Here is a 21,863-nt window from a genome sequence, read left to right as displayed (position 1 = left end):
TCCCCCGTCGCACCGGGCGGGCCTTCGCATGCCCGGAGCCGGGCGCACGGCGAACCGGCCCGCCGCGGTGACGGGCCGGAGGCCGGGGACGCTCCGCGACGGGCCGGAGGGGCCGGGGGACGCTCCGCGCGGCGCCGGAGCGCCGGGAGCCGCCCGGGGCGGCGCTCGGTCAGCCGCTGCCCGGGGGGAACTTCAGCAGGGCCACCGCCGCCAGCATCTGGATGCTCACCGCCGCCACCGCCTTGCGGGTCGGCAGGTGGTGCTGGCCGCGGATCAGGAGGGTGGCCAGGGCGCAGCCGAAGACGGCGGAGGCCGCGGCGGTGGCGCGGACGGGGATCGAGGCGCTCGGGAGGCAGGAGTCCAGGACCAGCCGGGGGAGGTCGGTGGTCCAGAAGACGAGGACGAACAGGCTCGCCGTCGGCCCGGGCCGGCCGTTGCCGCCGAGCCGGCGGGCGATGGCGTGGGTGACCAGGCCGAGCAGCACGCTGGCGAGCAGGACCACTCCCGAGCCGATGGCCATGGCCTCCAGGGCGAGCGCGGGGCTCACGTCCCACTGGGCCCAGAACGAGTCCTTGGCCATGGTCCCCAGCGCCCCGCAGAGCAGGCAGAGGAACATGGCGGCGCCCCAGACGCTCCGGTCCCGGGCCTCGTCGAGCACTTCGACGGGCCGGTACCAGAGCCCGAATATGAGCCGGTGCCAGAGCAGCTTGCGCCGTCCGGAGTCCGGGGGGCGGGGGGACGTCGTGGTGGTCAGGGGCATGGGGACGATTCTCTCACCGCCCTGGGAGGTGATCCCGGGGCGGGCGCGGCGGGCCCTCCGTGCGCCGGATCCCGACGGGGCGTCAGGCGGGCGTTTCGGGTGGTGCGTCAGGCGGGCGTGGGCTCCACCGGGCCGGCGCCGGCGTCCGGTTCGGGGGCGGCCCCCTCACCCGCGTCCCCACCCGTGCCCTCACCCGCGTCCGGCAGGTACTCCTCGCTGATCTCCCGCGGCCCGAACGGCCAGACCCGCTCCACCCGCGCCCACAGCAGGAAGGCCAAGCAGCCCGCGCCGAACCAGGCGAGCGACCACTCGATGGGGTGCCGCCCGGGCGAATTGCGGTCCGCGTAGCCGTAGATGACGAGCCACCCGACCAGCGCCACCAGGCTCGGCAGCGGGTAGAGCCACATCCGGTACGGGCGCGGGAGCGTCGGCTGGCGGCGGCGCAGGACGGTCACGGCCGCGATCTGCCCCAGCGCCTGGACGAGCACCATCACCGTGGTCAGCAGCTGGATCAGCGTCGCCAGGTCCGTGTGACGGCCGATCAGGAAGCCGACGCAGCCGATCGCCCCCATGCTCAGCAGACCGAGGACGGGGAAGCGGTGGCGCGGGTGCAGGGTGCCGAACGCGCGGAAGAACACCTTCTCCCGGGCCGCGTTGTAGGGGATGCGGGAGGCGCCCAGGAGGCCGGTGAAGACCGACGCCACCGCGGTGATCAGGACGAGCACGGTGACGACGTCGGCGGCTCCCTTCCCCCAGGTGCGTTCCAGCACGGCGGAGGCGACGGAGGACGAGGCGACGTTGTCCGCGTCGAGCATGTCCCGCCAGTCCACGACGCCCAGGGTGCCGATCTGGAGCAGCAGGTAGATGCCCATGATGCCGAGGATGGAGTAGATGATGGAGCGCGGGATGGTGCGTCCGGGGTCCTTGATCTCGGCGCCCATGTAGGCGGTCGTCCAGTAACCGCCGTAGTCGTAGATGCCGATGGTCAGCCCCGCCGCGAAGCCGATCCAGAAGTGATTGCTCGTCAGCTCGAAGGCGTGCGAGGGGTAGGTGAACGCCCGGTCCGGGCTGAAGTGGGTGAACGCGGCGGTGATCACCAGCACCACGGCCGCGATCATCACGCCCCAGAGCACCGTGGTGATCCGGGCCATGTTCTCCACCCGCCCCCACAGCAGCGCCACGACGACGACGATGAGCGCGAGCCCGGTCAGGTCCCCCTGGGTCGGGGTCATGCCCGGCCAGAGGTATCCCAGGTACTGCACGAAGCCCATCACACCGCTCGCCATCGCCAGCGGCACGTAGAGCATGGCCGTCCAGACGAACAGGAAGGGCATCAGCCGGCCCGTCCGGTACTGGAATGCCTGCCGGAGGTAGACGTAACTGCCGCCCGCGCCCGGCAGGGACGCGCCGAGCTCGGCCCACACCAGGCCGTCCGCGAGGGCGAGCAGCGCCCCCGCGAGGAAGCCGATGACGGCCTGCGGGCCGCCGAAGGCCGCGACCATCAGCGGGATGGTGACGAACGGGCCGATCCCGCACATCTGGCTCATGTTGATGGCGGTGGCCTGGAACGGCCCGACGCGGCGGACGAATCCGTCCCGGCCGTCCGGCCCGTCGGCCCGCTCTCCCGCTCTCTCCGCCATGGCGGCCACCCTTCCCGTCGGCGCGATACCTGCACTCGTACACCGGCCCGCCCGGCCCGTCCATCACCCCGGACGGAGTGGGCCGGACCGGTGCGCGGCCACCGCCCGAACAGCGCACGGGAGTTGGGGCCCACGGGCCGGACGGGATGCTGGGTGACTCTGGCCGGGCGCTCCGCGCCGAGTCAAGACCCGGGGCGCACGGGGCCGGAGCGCGGCACGGGACGGAAGCCGCTACCGGAACCGGTGCGCCCCCTGAGGCAGGACATGACAATCACCACTCTCGGTGCATCCGCACTGGCAGGGGCGTTACAGTGACCCGGCCGTGGTGTTCGGGAAGACCGGTGCAGGACCCTCCCAGGGGGATCCGATTCCGGAGCGGCCCTCGCCACTGTGATCGGGGAGTGACCGTCCCGTTCCGCGCGGCCCACCGGGCGCGTGGAGCCACTGGCCGCAGCCGGCTGCCGGGAAGGCGGGGGCGGACGCGAACGAACCCGTCAGCCAGGAGACCGGCCACGGCATCTCAGTGAACCGATCCACGAGGTGCTGGAGCGTGAACCCCCAATGACCCTGCCCACCGACGCGTCCACCGGTGCGTCCACCCAAGCCGCCGCCGGGCCGTCCGCCGCCTTCCGCTGGCGCCGCGAGGACACGATGCGGACCGCCGGCCTGCTCGCCGTCATAGCCGCCCTGCACGTCGTCGCCTTCGGCGTGCTCTTCCTGCTCGTCGTCCCCAACGACTACCACGTGGGATCCAAGGTGTACGGCGTCGGCCTCGGCGTCACCGCCTACACCCTCGGCATGCGGCACGCCTTCGACGCCGACCACATCGCCGCCATCGACAACACCACCCGCAAGCTGATGGCCGACGGCAAGCGCCCGGTCTCCGTCGGCTTCTGGTTCGCCCTCGGCCACTCCAGCGTGGTCGTCGCCATGGCCGCGCTGGTCGCCGGCGGCACGCACATGGCCAGCACGCTGATGGACGAGGACTCGTCCACCCACCAGACGCTCGGCGTCGTCGGCACGTCCGTCTCCGGCGGCTTCCTCTACCTCATCGCCGCCCTCAACCTCGTCGCCCTCGCCGGCATCCTGCGCATCTTCCGCGCCATGCGCGAGGGCCGCTACGACGAGGCCGAACTGGAGAAGCAGCTCGACTCGCGCGGCTTCATGAACCGCATCCTCGGCCGGTTCACCCGCTCCATCACCCGCCCCGGCCAGATGTACCCGCTGGGCTTCCTGTTCGGCCTGGGCTTCGACACCGCCACCGAGGTCACCCTGATGGTGATGGCCGGCAGCGGCGCCGCCGCCGGACTGCCCTGGTACGCGATCCTCTGCCTGCCGCTGCTGTTCGCCGCCGGCATGAGCCTCTTCGACACGCTCGACGGCACGTTCATGAACTTCGCCTACCAGTGGGCGTTCTCCAACCCGGTCCGCAAGGTCTACTACAACCTCACCATCACCGGCCTGTCGATCGCCGTCGCCTTCCTCATCGGCACCATCGAACTCGTCGGCGTGCTGCACGAGAAGCTGGACCTGGACGACGCGGTCACCGGCTGGATCGCCGGCCTCAACCTCGACAACGTCGGCTTCGTCATCGTCGGCCTGTTCGTGGTGGTCTGGGCCGCGGCCCTCGCCTACTGGCGCCTCGCCAAGGTCGAGCAGCGCTGGGCCGCGCGCGGCGCGACGGCCCCGGCGGCGGAGGGCTGACGCGCGACGGGCGGGCCCCGGCGGCGTCCCCCTCCGTCCCCCGCCCGCCCGGGATTTCGCGGGGGCGGGACGGACGGACACCGCCGGGGCTACCGTGAGAACGGAAGCGTCCGCTTTTCGACGAGGAGGCCCATGGAACGCGAGAAGATCACCCTCACCGGAGTCCCGGAAACCCTCCTCGCCACCCTCTACGCCCGCGCCGTCGACAGCCGGTCCCGCCACTCCCTGCTGCACGACCGCACGGCCCTGGAGACCGTCCGGCGCATCGACTACGACTTCCGCAGGACGGGCATGGCGTCCGTGAACGCGGCCGGCGTCGCCCTGCGCGCCCGCTGCCTGGACGACTGGACGGCCGAGTTCCTGGCCCGGCACCCGCGCGCGACCGTGCTCCACCTCGCCTGCGGCCTCGACACCCGGGCGCACCGCGTCGCCCGGTTCCCGGAGACCCGCTGGATCGACGTCGACCTCCCCGAGGTCGTCGCCCTCCGGAACCGCCTCCTCCCGCCCGCCGACGGCGACCACCGCACCCTCGCGACCTCCGTGACCGCCGACGGCTGGCTGGAGGAACTCCCCGCGGACCGGCCCGTGGTGGCCGTCTTCGAAGGACTCGTCCCGTATCTGCGGCCGGAGGACGGCGAACGCCTGATCCGGCGCATCACCGCCCATTTCCCGGGCGGACAGCTGCTGTTCGACTGCCTCAACGGCCTGGGCGTCCGAGCGCAGCGGCTGATCCCCCTCTTCCGCAGGACCGGCGCGACGCTCCACTGGGGCATCGACGACCCCCGCGCCCTGGAACGCCTGCACCCCGGCCTGACCTGCCTCGACGTCGTCCGTGGCTGCGACCTCCCCGATGTCCGCAGGGTCCCGCCGCTGTCCCGTGCGGAGGCGCGCCTGACGAGTCTCGTGCCCGGGGTGCGGGATGTGTTCCGGCTGGTGCGCTTCGAGTTCCCGGGCGCCGCGTCCGGCTCTTGAGCCGCTTCCGGCCCCCAGGGCTTACGCGCCGCGGGCTGCCCGGTCGGCCGCCTCCCGCCCGCACGGCGGCAGGTACCGGCCGAAGAAGGAGCGCACCAGCCCCCGCACCGCCGGGACGGACCGCTCCGGCCCGGCCGGGCCGACGAGGGCGTCCCGGTCCCGGGCCGGCATCAGGCCCGCCGCCTGGAGCCGGGGTGCCAGGGCCGCGTAGTCGGTGAACACCCAGTGCCCGGCGCCGTGGAGGAGGCGGCGCCGGGCCCGGCCGCCCGAGCGGGCCAGCACGGCGGGCCAGGAGCGCTCGAACCGCTGGTTCCGGAAGCCGTCCGTGCCGGCCAGCAGCAACGGCCGGTCCGTGCCCTCCCGTGCCACGGGGAACAGCTCCCCGGGCCGGCCGTCGGCGGCCGGCGGGTGGTCGAGGTACCCCTCCAGGTTGACGCCGGCCCGGATCCGGCGGTCCGCGCGCAGGGCCTCCGTCACCGCCGTCCCGCCCAGGGAGTGCCCGTACGCGCCCACCCGCCGCAGGTCCAGGGCCGCGCCGAGCCCCCGGGGCAGCGGGCGCCCGAGCGCCTCCGGTGACCGCCCGGCGGCCGCGTCCGCCAGCCGGTCGAGGACGAACCGGAGGTCCGCGATCCGGGTGTCGGCCAGGACGGTGAAGAGCTCCGGTCCGGGCTCCCCGGTGAGGACGGTCGGCCGCACCCGCTCCCGCCCGGGCGCGGCCACCGGGAACTCCACCTCGCCGGCGTCCCCCGGGTGGTCGACGGCGGCCACCACGTACCCGTGGCTCGCCAGGTCCTCCGCGAGCCCGGTGCCCAGGGTGCGCGGATCCCCGCCCCCGGGGCTGTACAGCAGCACCGGCCGGCGCCCCGCGAGGGCGGGCGCGTCGACGTACGCGTGGGCGCGCGTGGCGGCCCAGTCCACACCCGCCGACGGCAGGCGGTGCACCCGGACGTCGATCTCCGCGAAGAGCGCGGCGGCGCCCGGCGTCATCTGCCGCGCGCGGATCCGGCCCCGGACCGGTCCGGCCGGGTACCACACGGTGACCATCACCTCCCGGACCGGGATCCCGGGCGTCAGCGGGTCGGGCCGGGAACGGTCGACCAGGTACAGCACCGTGGCCCCGACCGGATGCGGACCGCTCGGCGCCGGCAGCCGCAGGACGACCGGCCGGCCCGGGGCGGCCGCGCCCCCGGCCGGCGGCAGCCCCGCGGCCGCCGCGGCGGCGATGACGGACCGTCTGCTCACGGTCGGACGCGTGTACGGCATGATGCTCCCCTTCGTTCGACGGCCCCCGCGCGTCGGTGCGGCGGCCACGACGGGCATGCTGGCCGCCGGCGGCCGGCCCGGACGAACGTTCAGGCCGACGCCGAAACGATGGCGCCCAGGAGGGAGAACCCGTTGCTCCGCGTCCACTTGACGGCGGACGACCTCACCCGGGTGCGGTTCGCGCCCCGCCCGGCCCCGCTCCAGGAGCTCAACGCGGCCCTGAGCATGCTCGTCCGGCCGCGCGACGCGCTGCTGTTCGGCCGGTGGCGGCAGCGGCTCCTCCGCGCCCTGCCGCCCGCCGCCGAACCGCTCGCGGACCTGGTGCCCCTCGGAGCGGCGCCCCGCTTCCTCGACGTCTTCCACGACACCCTCGCCGACGGGCTGGACGCCGTCCGGGCCGCCCCGGACCTGGTCCGCCCGGAGCTGGAACGCGTCCACGGCGGACGCCCGCCGACGCCGTGGGTGCGCGGGCTGCACGCGGACGACCCCGCCGCGTGGCGGCTCCTGCGCCGGGCCCAGCGGGCGGCCTTCGACACCGTCCTCGCCCCGGTCTGGCCGCTGGTCCAGGACCTGCACCGGGCCGAGTTCACCCGCCACGCGGTGACCGCCGCCGAGCAGGGCACCGGCGCGGCGCTCGCCGCCCTGGTCCCGGGCGGTCGACTGCGCGGAACCGTCTGGGAACTGCCGTCCCCCGTCGACCGCGACCTCCGCCCGGCCGGCCGCGGCCTGCTCCTCCTGCCCACCTTCCACTGGACGGGCCACCCGCTCGTCGCCGACCTCCCCGACGGCCCGCTCGCCCTCACCTACCCGGCCGGCCCCGGCCTGCCGCTCGACCCCGCCGCGGCGGAGGGCCCGGCCGAGCCGCTGACCGCCGTACTCGGCCGGACCCGCCACGAAGCCCTGCTCCTGCTGGCGGACGAACACACCACGACCGGCCTCGCCCGCCGGCTGGGCGTCAGCAACGCCACGGCCTCCGCCCACGCCGCCGCCCTGCGCGGCGCGGGCCTGGTCGCCTCGGTCCGCCGGGGCCGGGCGGTGGTCCACCGCCGGACGGCGCTGGGGGAGCTGCTGGTACGGCGGTGAGGGCGGGGGCGGTCGATCAGGCGCCCGCCGCCCCGATGTGCCGACGGTAGGAAGCGCTCAGCTCGCCCACGTTCACCGACGCGTGCACCACTCCCTCCGCCCCCGCCGTGTGCTCCCGCACCAGTGCCAGCACCGCCTCGCTCAGCGCGGCCTTCGCCTCGTCCGTACGCCCGGGCAGCACCGCCACCTCGACGTGCACCAGCGACTGCCCCGGCAGCCCGTCCGCCACCACGACCTCCTCGCAGCGGCGGAACCGCGTCTTGCAGTTGGTCGCGGCGGTGTCCAGGACGCGGGCGGTCAGCGGGTGGAGGGCCAGGGCGAAGGCGCGCCGGTCGAAGGCGCCGGCCAGGGAAGCGGAGTAGTCGACGGCGAAGTGCGGCATGGGTGGCTCCCGGTGTTCATGATGCGCAAGCGGATACGGCCGAACGAGTGATCATCCTCTCGTACGCCCCCGCCGGCGCCGAGTTGCCCGTCCCGTCACCCCCGTCACACTGGAACCATGCCCGAACTGCCGGAAGTCGAGGCGCTCGCGGCCTTCCTCGGCGAGCGGCTGGCCGGCCGTACGGTCGAGAAGGTGCTGCCGGTCGCGGTGAGCGTGCTCAAGACCTACGATCCGCCGCTCACCGCCCTGGAGGGCCGGCCGGTGGCCGGGGTCCACCGGTACGGGAAGTTCCTGGACATCGCCACCGAGGGCGGCCCCCACCTCGTCCTCCACCTCGCCCGGGCCGGCTGGCCGCGCTGGCAGGACGCCCTCCCCGCCGCCCCGCCGCGCCCCGGCAAGGGGCCGCTGGCCCTGCGCGTCCGGCTGGCCGGCGGCGCCGGCTTCGACGCGACCGAGGCGGGCACCCAGAAACGCCTCGCCGCCTACTGCGTCCACGACCCGTCCGACGTGCCCGGGATCGCCCGCCTCGGCCCGGACCCGCTGGCCGACGCGTTCACCCTCGACGCCTTCACCCGCCTCCTGCACGGTGAACGCCGCCAGGTCAGGGGCTTCCTGCGGGACCAGAGCGTGATCGCCGGCATCGGCAACGCCTACTCCGACGAGATCCTGCACGCGGCCCGGATGTCCCCGTTCAAACCGACGTCGGCCCTGACGGACGAGGAGGCCGCCGCCCTCTACGAGGCGCTGCGGACGACGCTCCGGGACGCCGTCGAGCGCTCGCGCGGGCAGGCGGCGGCCGGGCTGAAGGCCGAGAAGAAGAGCGGCCTGCGGGTGCACGGACGCACCGGCGAACCCTGCCCGGTCTGCGGCGACACCATCCGCGAGGTGTCGTTCAGCGACTCGTCGCTCCAGTACTGCCCCACCTGCCAGACGGGCGGGAAGCCGCTGGCCGACCGGCGGCTGTCACGGCTGCTGAAATAGCGCGATCAGTCCCGAGCGCACGATCAGTCCTGCGGCACCCCGCGGGCGTCCGCGTGCGCCAGCTCCGAGTGCCGGTAGGAGTAGGAGAAGTACACCGCGAGCCCGATCACGAACCACACCGCGAACCGCACCCACGTCTGCCAGGCCAGATAGGTGATCAGCCAGATCGAGGCGGCCACCCCGACGCCCGGCACCACCGGTACGCCCGGGCAGCGGAAGCCGCGGGGGAGCTCCGGCCGCTTGTACCGGAGGACGATCACGGCGGTGCAGACGACCGCGAAGGCCAGCAGGATCCCGATGTTGGTGAGCTCCGCGGCCTCTCCGATCGGCACGAACCCCGCGATGAGCGCCGAGGCGACGCCCACGATCCAGGTGACCCGGGTGGGCACGTGCCGCGTCGGGTGGGTGTGCGCGAACCACTTGGGCAGCAGCCCGTCGCGGCTCATCGCGAACCACACCCGGGTCACGCCCAGCATGAACGTGAACATCACCGTGAGGATGCCGATGATCGCCCCGACCGCGACGACATCCGCGATGCCGCCCAGCCCCACCGACTTGAAGGCCGTGGAGAAGCCGCTCTCCTTGTCGATGTCCTGGTAGTTCTGCATCCCCGTCAGCACCAGGCACGCCAGTACGTACAGCACCATCGAGATGCCCAGCGAGTACATGATCGCCCGGGGCATGTGCCGCTGCGCGTCCTTCGACTCCTCGGCGGCCGTGGACATCGCGTCGTAACCGAACACGGCGAAGAACACGGTGGCGGCCCCGGTGAACGCGCCGCTCACGCCGAACGGGAAGAAGGGGTGGTAGTTCGAGCTCTTCACATGGAAGAAGCCGACGATCACCACCAGCAGCACCACCAGGATCTTCAGCCCCACCACGACCGTCTCGAAGCGGGCCGCGCTCTTGATGCCCAGGGTGAGCAGATAGGCGATCAGCAGACAGAGCACGGCGGCGAACAGGTCCACCCGGTGGCCGTCCCCGGTGCCCGGCGCGCCCAGCATCCAGTGAGGGAGGTTCGCCCCCGACTCCGTCACCAGGAAGTTGACATAGCCGGAGATGCCGATGGCGACGACGGAGACGATGGCCGTGTACTCCAGCAGCAGGTCCCAGCCGATGAACCAGCCGCCGATCTCGCCCAGCACCGCGTAACCGTAGGTGTAGGCGGAGCCGGCCCGCGGGATGAGGCCCGCGAACTCCGCGTACGAGAACGCCGCCGCCGCGCTGGCCACGCCCGCGATGAGGAACGAGACGAGCACCGCGGGCCCGGCCGTGCCGTTGGCGATCGTGCCGGCGAGGCTGAAGATGCCGGCGCCGATGATGCCACCGACACCGATGGCCGTGAGCTGCCACAGGCCGAGGGTGCGGGACAGGTGCTCGCCGTGCGCCTCCGCCGTCTCCGCCTCTTCGATGGTCTCGATCGGTTTGCGGCGCAGCATGCCGTGACCGGCCCGGAGCCCTGCCATGTCCTGTCCTCTCGTCGCCCTGTCCTCGTGTCGGCGGGACGCTGACGGCGGCTCATGATGGTGCACCGGAACCGGTGACGGAAGACGCCGCTCCGGTGACGTCCGGCCTTCGGCCGATCCGTCCTCGGCCGCTCTCTTCCCGGTTCCTCGGCCGGATCTCTTCCCGGCTCCTCAGTCGGATCCCTTCCCGGCTCCTCAGCCGATCAGTCCCCGGCCGACGGAGGGCACCGCCGCCGACCGCCCGGTGCCCCAGCGGCCCGGCTTCGGGCCGACGGTCAGCTCCAGCCGCTCCGCGCGCCGGAGCGCCGCCGTCGTCAGGTACGTCCGGTCGAAGGCGGTGCCGTCCAGCCGGGCGGTCTGGATGTAGCGGTCGGTGGCGGTGGTGCCGGGCGCGGTCACGGTGAAGCGGCCGTGCGGGTACCAGTGGCGGTCCAGCCGCAGTTCGACGCGGTCGAAGACCGGGGTGCTCAGCCCCCACACGTCCGTCCCGGGCCGTACCGGGTAGACGCCGATGGCCGAGAGGACCATCCACGACGACATCGTGCCCAGGTCGTCGTTGCCGGTCATGCCGTCGGGCGCGTCCGTGAACAGGGTCAGCGCGGCGTGTACGACGTCCGTGGTCTTCCAGGGCCGGCCGGTGGCGAGGTAGGTGTAGGGGGCGATGAGGTCGGGCTCGTTCTGCGGGTTGTACTTGTCCGCGTTGTAGTAGTCGTACGGGCCGTGCACCCACACCTCGCGGGCGGTGCGGGCCGGGTCGGCGAGCAGCTTGTCGTAGGCGAAGAAGGAGTCGAGCCGCTTCTCCGCCGCCTCCCGGCCGCCGATCAGCTCGATCATCCCGGGCAGGTCCTGGGGGACCAGCCACTGGTACTGCCAGGCGGTGCCCTCGTGGAAGCCCGGGCTCTTCGCCGGGTCCGCGGAGCCCGTGAACGCGCCCTTGGCGTCGCGGGGCCGGAAGAAGCCCGTCGCCGGGTCGAACAGCTTCCGGTAGTTGCGGGAGCGTTCCGCGTAGCGCTTGGCGTCGTCGTGGTGGCCGAGCGCCTCCGCCATCTCCGCCAGCACACCGTCGGCCAGCGCGTACTCCAGGGTCGCGGAGGCGCCCTGCTGGAAGTCGGAGTCGCCGGGCTTGTGCCGGGACAGCTCGGGCGCCAGCGGAACGTAACCGTCCGCCAGGTAGCGCTCGTTGGCCTCGCGGCCCATGGACGGGGAGTCGGCGGGCGGCACCCCGTCCGCGTTCCGCTTCAGCGCCCGGTACGCCTCCTCCTCGTGCCCCGCGAGCAGCCCCTGGCGGTAGGCGTTGGTGAGGTACGGGGTGACGGGGTCACCGGTCATGATGTTGGTCTCGACCGGCCCGTACCCCCACTTGGGCAGCCACCCGCCCTCGGCGTCGGTCCGCAGCACGGACAGCGCCATGTCGCGGGCCTCTGCGGGCGCCAGCAGGGACAGGAGCTGCGCCTGGGTGCGGTAGGTGTCCCACAGCGACCAGTTCTGGTAGTACGTGAACCCCTTGGCCTCGTGCGGCTTTCCGTCCCAGCCGAGGTAGCGGCCGTCGGCGTCGCTGCCGGTGTTGGGGGAGAGGAACGACCGGTAGAGCGCCGAGTAGAAGGTGCGGCGCAGCGTCCGGTTCCCGCCCTGGACGGCGACGTCGCCCAGCCGCTTCTCCCACGCGGCGCGCGCCGCCTCCGCCGTCCGGTCGAAACCGGCCTCCTCGGCGGCCAGGTTGCGCCCGGCGCCGTCCGCGTCCACGTAGCTGACGGCGGTGGTCGCCTCCACCCGCTGCTCGGTACGGGTGTCGAAGCGCACCCAGGCGCCGTTCCGCCCGGTCCCGGAGGACGCCCGGGAGCCGCTGGTCACCCGCTCGCCCTCCCAGGTGCCGTAGGCGGTGAACGGCCGGTCGAAGCGGGTCAGCGTGTGCACGGTGTACGGCCGGGTGTCCTGGCAGAAGCCCCGCCCGGTGACCGTCGCCCGCACGGTGCGGTCGTCGACGATCTCCACCTTGCTGGAGACGCCCCGGTGCAGCGACTGACCGGCGTTGACGAGGACGTTGGCCTTGTCGGTGGCGGGAAAGGTGAAGCGCTGCCGCCCGGTGCGGGTGGTGGCCGTGAGCTCGGCGGTGACGCCCGAGCCGAGCTTGACGCGGTAGTAGCCGGGCCGGGCGGTCTCGTCGGCGTGCGAGAACGCGGCGGCGTACTTGGCGTTGTCGGTCTCGGTCACCTCCCCCGTGGTCGGCAGGACGGGCAGGTCCCCGCCGATCCGGCAGCCGACCCCGGAGAGGTGGACGGCCGAGAAGCCGCGGATGCGGGTGTGCTTGTAGTCGTAGCCCATGGGGTGACCGGTGTCGGGGGACAGCTGCACCATGCCGAACGGGACGGCGGCGCCGGGGAAGGTGTTGCCCTCGTTCTTCGTGCCGATGAAGGGGTTGACGAGGTCGGTGAGGCGCTCGGCGGCGGAGTCCCGGGCTGGGAGACTGTCGGCGGGAGCGGCAGCGGCCGGTGGTGCGTCGGCCGGGACCGGTGGCGTGTCGGCGGGAGCCGGTGGCGCGAGGGCGGCCGTACCGCCCAGGGCCGCCGCCAGGGCGAGGAGGGCGACCCTGGTGCGCAGCTGCGGATGTCCGGTCCGTCTCCGTCTCATCGTCCACGTCCCTCGCGTGCCGGCGGAAGAGGGTCGGCGCGCTCCCGGCGCCTCCGCATCACTCTCAGGGAGGCTCGTCGCCGAGGGGCGGTGAGTCAAGGATGCGCCGCGTGGTGGGCGTGGTGTTCCGGCCGCCCGGCGGGCCGCACCGCGACGGCCGGTGACCGGCGGGCGCGGGGGAGGTGCGGGACGGGCGAACTGCCGGTGTACGGCGGGGAATGCCGGTGCCTCGGGAGGTGGGGCCGGTGTACAGTACCGGCGACCAGTTCGAACAATTGACGGAGTGTCGGCTCCGCGCGGGGACGCTGTCCTCCGCACGGGAACGGCGTCCTCGTCCGACGACAACCGAATGAGCGGCGCACTCGGGGAAAGCCGGTGGAAGACCGGCGCTGACCTGCAACCGTGAGCGGAGCCCAGCCGGGCGGCGATCTTCGAAGGCCGGCGGACCCGCGAGCCGGACCGCCCGGCGCGCCGCGGTACCGCTTCCCACTGTCACGGTCTGCAGCGTGGAGCCCTGAGCCCTCGATCCTCCGGCTTCCGGCCCGGGTCCGGTCTCCGTCCGGACCACCGGCGGGGGGCCGCGCGGGCCCGCGGGCCCGGGCGCGGGCCCCAACGAAGGGCGTTTGATGGCCGGTCGGATACGCGCGTCGGTGGCCGCACTGGCGCTGGCCGCCGCTTCCGTCGCCTCCGGGCTCGCCACCGCGGGCGACGCCGCCGCCGTGGACACCGGCCGCGGCAGGCCCGGCTTCTGTCCCGACGGCGACGGGGTCACCGTCGTCGTCGACTTCCAGGGGCTCGGCGGCAGCACGATCGTCCGCTGCGCGCCCGGCAGCCAGTCCACCGGACTGACCGCCCTGAAGAACGCCGGATTCCGGATCGCCGGGACCCTCCGGTGGGGCGAGGGCTTCGTCTGCCGCATCGAGAGCAAACCCGAGCCGCGCCGGGAGTCCTGCGCGGACACGCCGCCCGCCAGCGCGTACTGGTCCTACTGGCACGCGCCGAACGACGGCCGCTGGACGTACAGCCAGTGGGGTGTCGCCAACCGCACGCCGCCTCCGGGGAGTTTCGAGGGCTGGTCGTTCTCGCTGGACCAGGAGGCGGGCGGAGCACCCGCGCCCCGGGTGGCGCCCCGGCGCCCGGGAACGCCCGCACCGCCGCAGGGAGAGCCCCGGCCGCCTCAGCGGCAACCGCAGCCCCAGCCGGGTGGCGGCGATTCCGGACGCCCGGCGGGCGGCGGGGGAGGCGGCGTCGGTGCCCCGGGCGGCAGCGGTCCGGGCGGCAGCGGTCCGGGGAAGGGTGGGCCGGGCGACGGCGCTCCGGCCAACGGGGGTCCGGGTGGCGGGCGTTCCTCCGGAACCAGTGGTTCCGTAGGCGGTGGTGGATCGGCGGCCGGGAGCGGTGGCTCCGGTGACCGCCGCGACCCGGGCTCAAGCCGTCCCTCCGCACCCGGAAGCGGCCCCACCGGCCCGGCGGCCCCCGCCCCCTCCGGCCCGGCCACACCCGGGACGGCGGACGAGCGCACCCCGGGCCCCCAGGACACGCCCACCGAGGCCGCCGACTGGACCGGCGGCGAGGACGACGGCAAGCGCACGTCCGCCGACAGCACGCGGACCGTCGCGCACGGCTCGGACGGCGGCGGTGGTGTGCCCGTCGGCACGATCCTGGTGGCCGCCGCCGCGGCCGGACTCGCCGGTTCCGCGTCCGTCACCGCCTGGCGCCGCAAGCGGGCCGCACGAGGTGACAGCGCATCGTGATGTCCGCACGCCCTCGCGGCGTCCTCCGCGCCCCGCTGGTCCTGCCACGCGCCCTGCACCCGGGCGCGTGGTGGCTATGGGCCCTGGGCCTGGCGGCCGCCGCCGGACGCACCTCCAACCCGCTGCTGCTGGCGCTCCTCGTCGCGGCGGCGGGCTGCGTCGTCGTCCGCCGGCGCGGGGACAACCCGTGGGCGCTCGCCTTCCCCATGTACCTGACGCTCGGCGCGTTCATCGTGGTCTCGCGCGTCGTCTTCCGCGTGGTCTTCGGCGGCGGCCAAGGGGAGCACGTCCTGTTCACCCTGCCGGAGGTGCCGCTGCCGCACTGGGCCGCCGGCATCCGGCTGTTCGGCCCGGTGGCCGCCGAACAGGTGCTCGGCGGCGTCTACGACGGGCTCCGGCTCGCCGCCATGGTCGTCTGCGTCGGCGCCGCCAACGCCCTGGCCAACCCCAAACGGATGCTCAAGGCGCTGCCCGGCGCCCTGTACGAGATCGGCACCGCCGTCGTCGTGGCCCTGACCGTGGCACCCCAGCTCGTCGAGAGCGTCCAGCGCGTCCGCCGCGCTCGGGCCCTGCGGGGCGGCCGGCAGCGCGGTCCGCGCGCCCTGCGCGGCATCGTCATCCCGGTCCTGGAGGACGCCCTCAACCGCTCCCTGGCCCTGGCCGCCGCCATGGCCTCGCACGGCTACGGCAGCACCGGCCGCGCCGGCCGCTCTGCGCCGGGACCCCGCCGGCTGTCCGGTGCCCTCGTCGTCGCCGGGCTGCTCGGCGTCTGCGCGGGGCTCTACGGCGTCCTCGGCTCCGACACCCCGCGCCGGCTGGGCGTGCCGCTGCTGCTGGGCGGACTCGCCGTCGCCGTCCTGGGCTTCGTCGTCGGCGGCCTGCGGGCCGGGCGCAGCCGCTACCGGCCCGACCGCTGGCGGGCCGCCGAGTTCCTCGTCGCCGGCTCCGGCATCGCCACGGGCGCCCTGCTGTACCTGGCGTCCCGCGCGGACGCCGCCGACCTCTACCCGCCGCTCTCCCCGCTCACCTGGCCGGAGGCGGGCCCGCTGCCCGTCGCCGCGATCCTCGTCGGCGCCCTCCCGGCGTGGCTGGCACCGGCGGCGCCGGGGGCCGTCCCGGGGGAGCCCGGGCCGGAGTCCGGGTCGGTGCCGAGTGGTGGCGAGCGGACGAACGGCCCGGATCCGTCCGAGGACCGGGCCGCCGGAAGTGGGACGGCCGGGGGAGCGGCGCCCGGCCGGGGCCTGAGCGCGGGGGAGCCCGTACGGAGGGACGGATCCGCGGCGCCGGACGGATCCGCGACGGCGCCCGGCCCACGCGAGGAGCCCGCCGAGCGTGCCGCCGCCGGCGGCGGGCCTTCCGCGCGGGAGGCGCTCGCGTGATCACCTTCGACGACGTCACCGTCACCTACACCGGGGCCGACCGGCCCACGCTGCGCGACGTCCGCCTGCACCTGCCCGAGGGGGAACTCTGCCTGGTCACCGGCCGTACGGGCGTCGGCAAGTCCACCCTCCTCGGTGCCGTCAACGGCCTCGTCCCGCACTTCACCGGCGGGCACCTGAGCGGTGAGGTGACCGTCGCGGGCGTCTCCACGCGGGAGGCGCCGCCGCAGGAGCTCGCGCACCTCGTCGGCGTCGTCGGCCAGGACCCGCTCGCCGGGTTCGTCACCGACACCGTCGAGGAGGAACTCGCCTACGGCATGGAACAGTTGGGCACCCCGGCCGACGTCATGCGCAAACGCGTCGAGGAGACCCTCGACCTGCTCGGCATCGCCCCCCTGCGGCACCGCGCCCTCCGCACCCTCTCCGGCGGGCAGCAGCAGCGGGTCGCCATCGGTTCCGTCCTCACCCGGCATCCGCGCGTCCTCGTCCTCGACGAGCCGACGTCGGCGCTCGATCCCACCGCGGCGGAGGAGGTCCTGGCCGCGATCACCCGGCTCGTCCACGACCTCGGCACCACCGTGCTGATCGCCGAGCACCGGCTGGAGCGCGTCCTGCAGTACGCCGACCGGGTCGTCCACCTGCCCGGCGACGGCCGGGTGGCCGTCGGCACCCCGGCCGAGGCCGTCCGCGACGCCGATGTGGCCCCGCCGGTGGTCCGCCTCGGCCGCCTCGCCGGCTGGGACCCGCTCCCCCTCTCCGTCCGCGACGCCCGCCGCCTGGCCGGGCCGCTGCGGGAGCGCCTGGCCGGACGGGCGCCGGGGGCGGTCACGCCACCGGGCGCCGGGGGAGGGAGAGCCGACGCTGTGCGTGAGACCGTCCTCGCGGCCCGGGATGTCGTCGTCGGCTACGGATCCGTGCGGGCGGTCAGGGGGATGTCCGTGGACCTGGCGGCCGGTGAGGTCGTCGCGCTGATGGGCCGCAACGGATCGGGCAAGTCCTCGCTGCTGTGGGCGCTCCAGGGGTCCGGCCCCCGCCGCTCCGGCCGGGTCGACGTGGACGGTACGGACCCGGGCCGCGTCCCGGCGCGGAAGGCGCGCGGCCTGGTCGGGCTGGTGCCGCAGACGGCGAGCGACCTGCTGTACCTGGAGAGCGTGGACGCGGAATGCGCCCAGGCCGACCAGGAGTCCGGCACCGCGCCGGGCACCGCGCGCACCCTCCTCGACGACCTGGCCCCCGGCATCCCCGGCACCCGGCACCCCCGCGACCTGTCCGAAGGACAGCGGCTCGCCCTCGTCCTCGCCGTCCAACTCGCCGCCGCGCCGCGCGCGGTGCTGCTGGACGAGCCGACGCGGGGGCTGGATCTGCCCGCGAAGGAACGTTTCACGGCCCTGGTGCGGCGCCTCGCCGACGAGGGCCGCGCGGTGGTCGTCGCCACGCACGACGTCGAGTTCGCGGCCCGTACGGCGGACCGCGTCCTGATCGCGGCCGAGGGCGAGATCGTCGCCGACGGGCCGACGGCCGACGTGATCGTCGCCTCCCCGGCGTTCGCGCCGCAGGTGGCCAAGGTGCTGGCGCCGCAGGCGTGGCTGACGGTCGAGCAGGTGGCGGCGGCCCTGGCACCCGCCGGCCGGCCGGTCGCGGCGGAGGGGGTGGGGGCGTGAGCGGGGAGGACGTGGCCTACGAGGCGGCTGGTGCGGGCGCGTTCCCCGAAGGGAGCGACGGCCGGGGCACTCGGCGCGGGAGGTCGGGCGGACCCGGGAAGCGTCGGGCCGCCGGCTCCCATGACCGGGCCCCCGGAGCCGAACCGTACGGCGGTACGGCTTCCGCATACACGGGAGACACGGCAGACACAGGAGACAGGGGAGACGGCATGACCGCCGCAGTACCCGCGGCAGACGGCGTTCCCGCCGGAGCGCGGGCCGCGGGCGGCACCGTCGCGGGCGCGGACGTGCGGGGCGGCGGGCCCGCACCGGTGACCGCCGAGCCGTCCGCTGCCACCGGTGGAACGGCGCCGACCGGCCCGACGCGAAAGGGCGGTGCGGACGACGGACCCATCCGTCCTGCCGCGCCCGCGAAGGCCGGGCGGGACGCCGCCGCCGTCCGCCCGGACGCGACCGGCGGCACGCGCGCCGCCGCCCGGCCCGCCCGCCGTGCGCCCGTCATCCGCATCCGGTTCCGCAGCGGCCTCGTCCTGACGCTGGCGAGCCTCGCCGGACTCGCCATGTTCTTCTGGCCGTTGTTCGGCTCGGCCGAACCGCGCACCGGAGGCATGGCACACACCGCCGACGCGCCGCTGGTCTTCGTCGTCGCGATGCCGGTGCTGCTCGCCGTCGTCCTGGCGGAGATGGCCTCCGGGGGCATCGACACCAAGGCGCTCGCGATGCTCGGCGTCCTGTCGGCCGTGAACGCGGGGCTGCGCCCGCTGGGCGCGGGGACGGCGGGCATCGAGACGGTGTTCTTCCTGCTCGTGCTCGCCGGACGGGTCTTCGGGCCCGGCTTCGGCTTCGTCCTCGGCGCCACGTCGCTCTTCGCGTCGGCGCTGCTCACCGCGGGCGTCGGGCCGTGGCTGCCGTTCCAGATGATCGCGTCCGCGTGGATCGGGCTCGGTGCCGGGCTGCTGCCCAGGCGGGTCACCGGGCGGGCGGAGATCGCGATGCTCGTCGGGTACGGGATCGTCGTCGCCTACGGGTTCGGCTTCCTGATGAACATGTGGTTCTGGCCGTTCACGGCCGGGCCCGACACCCAGCTGTCGTTCCAGCCGGGTGCCCCGCTCCTGGACAACCTGCACCGCTTCGCGGCGTTCACGCTCGTCACGTCCACCTTCGGCTGGGACACCGGCCGAGCCGTCACCAACACCGTCGCCATCCTGCTCACGGGTCCCGCCGTCCTCACCGTGCTGCGCCGCGCCGCCCGCCGGGCGGCGTTCGACGCACCGGTCACTTTTGCTCCGGCGTCCCGCCGATGAATTCCCGAGGAGAGAACCGCATGACACAGTCCGTACGTTCGGGCAGAGGCGCCGCCCTGCCGCTGGCGCTGGTGGGAGCGGCGCTGCTGTCCGCCGGTACGGCGGGGCTCGCCTTCGCCGGCGAGGCGCCGGCGGAGAACCGGCCGGCGGCCATGAAGTTCGAGTCGCCCGCGAAGGCGGCGGCGGCCTGGGCGGCCGCGCAGCTGAACATCAGGCTCAAGGATGCCGCCAACCCGCAGAAGACGGACAAGCCGGATCATGGCCTGATCGCCGACATCGTGATGGGTCTGGCCTCCACGCGCACGGCCGGCTCCACCGCCGCCGAGGCGACCGATCTGCTGAAAAGGCAGGTTGACTCTTATGTGTTCGCCGATGACAAGAAGAGCAAGGTGAATACCGGGGCGGTCGCCAAGCTCGCGTTGGTGGCGGAAATAGAGGGCGAATCAGCCACGGACTTCGGGGGACGGAACCTCATCCAGCTTCTGAAAAACTCGCAGCAGACCAACGGGCGCTTCAAGGGGTATGCGGAGGACTACTCCAACCAGTTCGGACAGTCCCTCGCCGTACTCGCCCTGCAGCGGGCCGGCGAGCACGACGCGGCCAAGAACGGTGCCAGGTTCATCGAGGATAGCCGGTGCGGCAGTGCGGGGTTCCCGCTCGCTCTGAAGGACAACCCCATAGGCAAAGCGTGCAACTCGCATGTGGACAGCACGGGCATGGCGATTCAGGCCCTGTTCGCGGCGGGCCGGGATGCGGATGCCCGTGACGGACTCGTGTGGCTTGAGGCCAGACAAGAGCCGGACGGCAGTTTCAAGGACCTGACGTTGCAGCAGGACGACAAGTCGGGGAACACCAACACCACGGCCCTGGCGGTTCAGGCACTACTGGCCGGAGACCGTTACGACCGTGCGGCGAGGGGCAACAAGTGGCTGGTCAGCCGCCAGATCGGCTGCGATGAGAACGGTGCCGGCGCGATCGGCTGGAAAAAGCGTGTCGTCGACGGCAACACCGAGCGAGCCACCGCTCAGGCCATCCCGGCACTTGCGGGCAAGCCCTTCGACGAGATCAACGGCCGACGTTACGACCCTGAGGCCACCACCGCCAGGTGCGTGCCCGGCGACACCCCGTCCCACACCGCGAGCGCCACCGCGACGACCTCCGGAAAGCCCACGAAGTCGGGCACCGCCTCGCCGTCCCCCGGTACCACCACCCCTGCCCCCACCGGCACCGCGACCGCCACGGCCACGCCCACGGCGACCGCGACGTCCACGTCGGACACCACGACCGGAGGCGGTTCCGGTGGTACCGGCGGGTCCTCGTCCGACACCGGCACGTCGTCCGGTACCGGCACGAGCAGCGGCACCAGCGCCGGCACCGGCTCCGGAACCGACAACGCCAGCGGCAGCCTCGCGCGCACCGGTGCGAACACGGCGTACCCCGTGGCCATCGGCGCGGGCGCGCTGCTGCTCGCCGGGTCGGCCGCCGTCGTCGTGTCGCGGCGGCGCCGCCGGGACGACGCGGTCTGAGCCACCCGCAGTCCTCCCCCACCCCTCACGAAAGGTCCGTTCCGTGATCGCTCCGCTCACCCGCAAGGCCCTCGTCGCCGCGGCCGCCCTCGGGCTGGCCCTCGCCGCGCCCGCCACCAGTGCGACGGCCGCCACGTCCAAGGCCGCCGCCCCGGCGCCCATCACCGTCAACCTCACGGTGAAGGGCTCCAGCGGCGTCCTCTTCAGCGGTGACATCAAGACCACCGGCCATGACGTCACCACCGCCACCGGCGGCACCCACAAGTGCGACGGCACCAACAACAAGGCGAACCCGACCCCGGGCGCCACGCCCACCGCCGCCCTCGACGACGCCTCCAAGAAGAAGGGCTTCACCTGGGACGGCACCTGGTACGCGTCGTTCGACGATTACTTCGTCAACCGCATAGCCAAGGACACCGGGAACGACGAGTACTACTGGAACATCGCCGTCAACGGCGCCTCGACGAGCGTCGGCGGCTGTCAGTACAAGCTCAAGCAGGGTGACAAGGTGGCCTTCACCTGGACCGCCCTCTGATCCGCCGCTGACCCGACCCCGCCCCGACCCGCATCCTGAGGACCGTACGCCCCATGCACCTCGCCGAACTCGCCGCCGTAGGCCCCTTCTTCGCGCTCCGCACGGATGGCGACGAGCTCGGCGGCCCCGGCTTCGGCCCCGGCCCCGGCCCCGGCGGCTATCTGCCGCTGGGGGAGGAGGCCGTGCGGCTGCGGGTGGAGACCGTGGGGCGGCGGTTGGGGACGGGGGAGGGGCGGGTGGCGGCGTCGGTGGCGTTCCAGGGGGTCGCCGGGCGGCTGCTGTCGGTGGCGCTCGGTGCCGCCGTGCTCGTCGGGCGGGTGCCGGACCTCGCCGGTGACGGGCTCCGGTGGCACCCGCTGCTGACGGCGCCCGACGATCTGTGGCTGCCGGGCGTGCCGTTCCTGCCGTCCGGTACGGATCCGGTGGCCGGGATCGCCGCCACCGTCGTCGAGGGGCGCCTCGCGCCGCTGCACGATCTGTTCCGGGACGCCGTCCCCGTCTCGTCGCGGGTGCTGTGGGGCAACGCGGGGTCGGCGCTCGGCGGTGCCCTGCGGGTGCTGCACACCTGGTGTGCGGAGCGGGGGCGGGGCGAGGAGGCCGAGCGGGCCGTCGCCTGTGCCCGCGCGCTGCTGGAGCATCCGCTGCTCGCGGGCACCGGGCGGCTGGGCGCCACCGCCGCCGGGCCGGAGTTCGTCCGTACCACCTGCTGCCTGTACTACCGCGTGCCCTCCGGCGGCATGTGCGGCGACTGCGTTCTGCGCCACCCGCCCCGGGCCGCCGCCCGGGCCGCCCGCGGCTGACGCGACCGCGTCCCGTCAGCCGTCA

Annotated in this window: 17 protein-coding genes and 1 riboswitch; of the genes, 11 read left to right on the top strand and 6 right to left on the bottom strand. The window is 74.4% G+C overall.

The annotated features are described in order from the left end of the window. Nucleotides 1-169: 169 nt before the first annotated feature. Both K7I03_RS03220 and K7I03_RS03215 read right to left on the bottom strand, forming a co-directional pair. The gene (locus K7I03_RS03220; RefSeq protein WP_185942762.1) at nt 170-760 is read right to left on the bottom strand and encodes a YIP1 family protein; all 591 of its coding nucleotides are present in this window, start codon (nt 758-760) and stop codon (nt 170-172) included. A gap of 107 nt (nt 761-867) precedes the next feature. Next, nucleotides 868-2,400 (bottom strand): APC family permease, encoded by a 1,533-nt coding sequence (locus tag K7I03_RS03215; RefSeq protein WP_185942763.1) that lies wholly within the window; start codon nt 2,398-2,400, stop codon nt 868-870. A 306-nt stretch (nt 2,401-2,706) separates the two neighbouring features. Further along, nucleotides 2,707-2,929: riboswitch (cobalamin riboswitch) on the top strand. Nucleotides 2,930-2,961: 32 nt separating this feature from the next. Here K7I03_RS03215 and K7I03_RS03210 point away from each other — a divergent pair. Further along, complete coding sequence (locus K7I03_RS03210; protein ID WP_185942764.1) at nt 2,962-4,104, top strand: Nickel transporter NicT; 1,143 nt, start codon at nt 2,962-2,964, stop codon at nt 4,102-4,104. A 132-nt stretch (nt 4,105-4,236) separates the two neighbouring features. Further along, nucleotides 4,237-5,076 (top strand): class I SAM-dependent methyltransferase, encoded by an 840-nt coding sequence (locus K7I03_RS03205; protein WP_185942765.1) that lies wholly within the window; start codon nt 4,237-4,239, stop codon nt 5,074-5,076. 21 nt (nt 5,077-5,097) lie between these two features. On the opposite strand, the gene K7I03_RS03200 is transcribed toward K7I03_RS03205, so the two are convergent. Continuing rightward, nucleotides 5,098-6,339, bottom strand: a complete 1,242-nt coding sequence (locus K7I03_RS03200) for an alpha/beta hydrolase family protein (RefSeq protein ID WP_185942766.1) — start codon at nt 6,337-6,339, stop codon at nt 5,098-5,100. 132 nt (nt 6,340-6,471) lie between these two features. Here K7I03_RS03200 and K7I03_RS03195 point away from each other — a divergent pair, with 132 nt between their 5' ends. After that, a complete protein-coding gene (locus K7I03_RS03195; RefSeq protein WP_185942921.1) occupies nt 6,472-7,422 on the top strand; it encodes an ArsR family transcriptional regulator in 951 nt (316 codons plus the stop codon). A 16-nt stretch (nt 7,423-7,438) separates the two neighbouring features. Here K7I03_RS03195 and K7I03_RS03190 read toward each other — a convergent pair whose 3' ends face one another. Next, on the bottom strand, nt 7,439-7,804 hold the full coding sequence (locus tag K7I03_RS03190) for a 5-carboxymethyl-2-hydroxymuconate Delta-isomerase (protein ID WP_185942767.1): 366 nt from the start codon (nt 7,802-7,804) through the stop codon (nt 7,439-7,441). A 117-nt stretch (nt 7,805-7,921) separates the two neighbouring features. Here K7I03_RS03190 and K7I03_RS03185 point away from each other — a divergent pair, with 117 nt between their 5' ends. After that, on the top strand, nt 7,922-8,785 hold the full coding sequence (locus K7I03_RS03185) for an Fpg/Nei family DNA glycosylase (RefSeq protein WP_185942768.1): 864 nt from the start codon (nt 7,922-7,924) through the stop codon (nt 8,783-8,785). 23 nt (nt 8,786-8,808) lie between these two features. Here the strand turns inward: K7I03_RS03185 and K7I03_RS03180 are convergent, their stop codons facing one another. Both K7I03_RS03180 and K7I03_RS03175 read right to left on the bottom strand, forming a co-directional pair. Continuing rightward, nucleotides 8,809-10,251 carry an amino acid permease gene (locus K7I03_RS03180; protein WP_185942769.1) on the bottom strand — a complete coding sequence of 481 codons (1,443 nt, stop codon included), beginning with the start codon at nt 10,249-10,251 and terminating at the stop codon, nt 8,809-8,811. Between the two features lie 195 nt (nt 10,252-10,446). Next, entirely contained in the window at nt 10,447-12,879 is a 2,433-nt protein-coding gene (locus tag K7I03_RS03175; protein WP_185942770.1) for a GH92 family glycosyl hydrolase, read from the bottom strand. Between the two features lie 626 nt (nt 12,880-13,505). Between K7I03_RS03175 and K7I03_RS03170 the strand changes: the two genes are divergently transcribed. The 7 genes from K7I03_RS03170 to K7I03_RS03140 all read left to right on the top strand — a co-directional run bounded on the left by K7I03_RS03170 (nt 13,506) and on the right by K7I03_RS03140 (nt 21,838). Then, entirely contained in the window at nt 13,506-14,633 is a 1,128-nt protein-coding gene (locus K7I03_RS03170) for a hypothetical protein (RefSeq protein ID WP_221902960.1), read from the top strand. Beyond that, entirely contained in the window at nt 14,633-16,012 is a 1,380-nt protein-coding gene (locus K7I03_RS03165) for a CbiQ family ECF transporter T component (protein ID WP_224346843.1), read from the top strand. Before K7I03_RS03170 ends, K7I03_RS03165 begins: the two co-directional genes overlap by 1 nt. Then, on the top strand, nt 16,009-17,673 hold the full coding sequence (locus K7I03_RS03160) for an ABC transporter ATP-binding protein (RefSeq protein ID WP_185942771.1): 1,665 nt from the start codon (nt 16,009-16,011) through the stop codon (nt 17,671-17,673). The genes K7I03_RS03165 and K7I03_RS03160 overlap by 4 nt, the downstream gene beginning before the upstream one ends. 500 nt (nt 17,674-18,173) lie before the next feature. Then, nucleotides 18,174-18,977: an ECF transporter S component gene (locus K7I03_RS03155; protein WP_185942922.1), complete on the top strand. Its 804-nt coding sequence runs from the start codon at nt 18,174-18,176 to the stop codon at nt 18,975-18,977. A 20-nt stretch (nt 18,978-18,997) separates the two neighbouring features. Further along, the gene (locus K7I03_RS03150; RefSeq protein WP_185942772.1) at nt 18,998-20,503 is read left to right on the top strand and encodes a prenyltransferase/squalene oxidase repeat-containing protein; all 1,506 of its coding nucleotides are present in this window, start codon (nt 18,998-19,000) and stop codon (nt 20,501-20,503) included. Between the two features lie 43 nt (nt 20,504-20,546). Then, entirely contained in the window at nt 20,547-21,038 is a 492-nt protein-coding gene (locus K7I03_RS03145; protein ID WP_185942773.1) for a DUF4430 domain-containing protein, read from the top strand. A gap of 53 nt (nt 21,039-21,091) precedes the next feature. Continuing rightward, entirely contained in the window at nt 21,092-21,838 is a 747-nt protein-coding gene (locus K7I03_RS03140; protein ID WP_185942774.1) for a (2Fe-2S)-binding protein, read from the top strand. Nucleotides 21,839-21,863: the final 25 nt, after the last annotated feature.

The sequence above is a fragment of the Streptomyces mobaraensis genome (genome assembly GCF_020099395.1).
In the GTDB taxonomy this organism is placed as follows: Bacteria; Actinomycetota; Actinomycetes; order Streptomycetales; family Streptomycetaceae; genus Streptomyces.
This window is presented reverse-complemented; position numbering and strand designations above follow the sequence as displayed.